Source organism: Pseudomonas sp. P5_A2_2 (assembly GCF_054177685.1).
In genome coordinates, this window is the sequence record NZ_JBGCUL010001093.1 from 1 (window position 1) to 1,421 (window position 1,421).

The 1,421-nt window shown below is 63.7% G+C and carries 2 protein-coding genes; both read right to left on the reverse strand.

Annotated features, from left to right (window positions below; all coding sequences use genetic code 11):
- Positions 1-287: 287 nt before the first annotated feature.
- Positions 288-836: an ADP compounds hydrolase NudE gene (gene nudE / locus ACXRVY_RS29095; protein ID WP_223463217.1), complete on the reverse strand. Its 549-nt coding sequence runs from the start codon at positions 834-836 to the stop codon at positions 288-290.
- An 87-nt stretch (positions 837-923) separates the two neighbouring features.
- A partial coding sequence (locus ACXRVY_RS29100; RefSeq protein ID WP_458238969.1) for a helix-turn-helix transcriptional regulator occupies positions 924-1,421 on the reverse strand: 498 nt, incomplete at its 5' end.

The window sequence follows — 1,421 nt, forward strand, 5'->3', positions numbered from 1 at the left end:
CATTCCCTGTGGGAGCAGCCGGTCGACGCTCGATTGCTCGCGATGGCGGTGTGTCAGGCGCCATTGATGTTGGATGTGATGGCCTCATCGCGAGCAGGCTCGCTCCCACAGGATTATTGGCCGTTCCCGGGATCTGYGCCTGGCTGCATTCCCTGTGGGAGCAGCCGGTCGACGCTCGATTGCTCGCGATGGCGGTGTGTCAGGCGCCATTGATGYTGGATGTGCTGGCCTCATCGTCGGATCGCCGCCCGGACCAAGCYCGCTCCCACAAGAGGATGGCGTCTGTGTCAGGTGCGTCGGGCGAGGGCGCCCATGGCCATGAACAACGCCGCAATCGCCCTGGCTTCGTGGAGTTCACCACGTGCCACCAACTCGGGGATTTGCGCCAGGGGCACCCGCAGGCATTCCAGCGGCTCGGGTTCGTCGCCGGCCGATTGGCAGGGGCTCAGTTGTTCGGCCAGTACCACCCGGTAGCGATGGCACAAGTGTCCCGGTGCCAGGGTCAGTTCGCCCAGTTCGGTGAGACGTGCTGCGCGCATGCCGACTTCTTCGCTCAGCTCGCGCTGCGCCGCCTGCAAATAGTCCTCATCGGGTTCAGCGCCGCCCTTGGGCAGGCCGAGTATGGTTTTTTCCACACCGACTGCGTATTCACGCACCAGCAGCACATGCTCTGGATCAGGCATCGCCACCAGCATCACCGAACGATAACCGGTGCCGCGCAGGCGTTCGTAGACCCGCTGCTGGCCGTTGCTGAATTGCAGGTGCAGGGCTTCGATCTGAAAGTGGCCGCTTTGCGCCAGCAGTTCAGTCTTGAGGATGGTTGGGCAGTTGCGCATGGGGCAGTCCCCTGTTTGGGATAAAGACACTGTGCGCTGTACAGCGGGGGCCGCCATCGTCCGAGCGGACGAGGTCGGCAGTCGGGCTTAGCCGAGGGTCGCCACGCTGCGCAGGATCAGGCGCACCAGCATGGTCTGGCGGGTCACGCCGGTTTTGGAGAAGGTCGAGCGCAAGTGCGCCCGCGAGGTATTGCGGCTGATGCCCAGTTCTTCCGAGGCTTCGTCGAGGGTCAGGCCGTTGGCCAATAACATGGCAAGCTGGGTTTCCGCCGGGGTGAAGTCGAACAGCGCACGAACGATTTCCTGCGGGGCGGTGGACTGTTGTTCCGGGTCGCTGATGAAAATCACCACGGTCGGGCATTGCTTGCCCTCGCTCCAGTCGGTCAATGGCACCGAGCGTACGATGATCCCCAGGTCCGCTTTGCCGGACGGCCGCTGCACGCGCAGGGCTTCGACCACCGACGGGTTGCTGCTCTTCTGCGACAGCAGCGACTGCTTGACCAGTCGGCGGAACTCTTGGGTGTCCCGGGCCGTACCGACCTGCAGGCCATCGTTGACCAGTTTGATGCCGTCCTTTTCCTGGAT

Coding starts and splice junctions, on each gene's coding strand:
- nudE (WP_223463217.1), bottom strand. CDS start 836: ATGCGCAACTGCCCAACCATCCTCAAGACTGAACTGCTGGCGCAAAGC.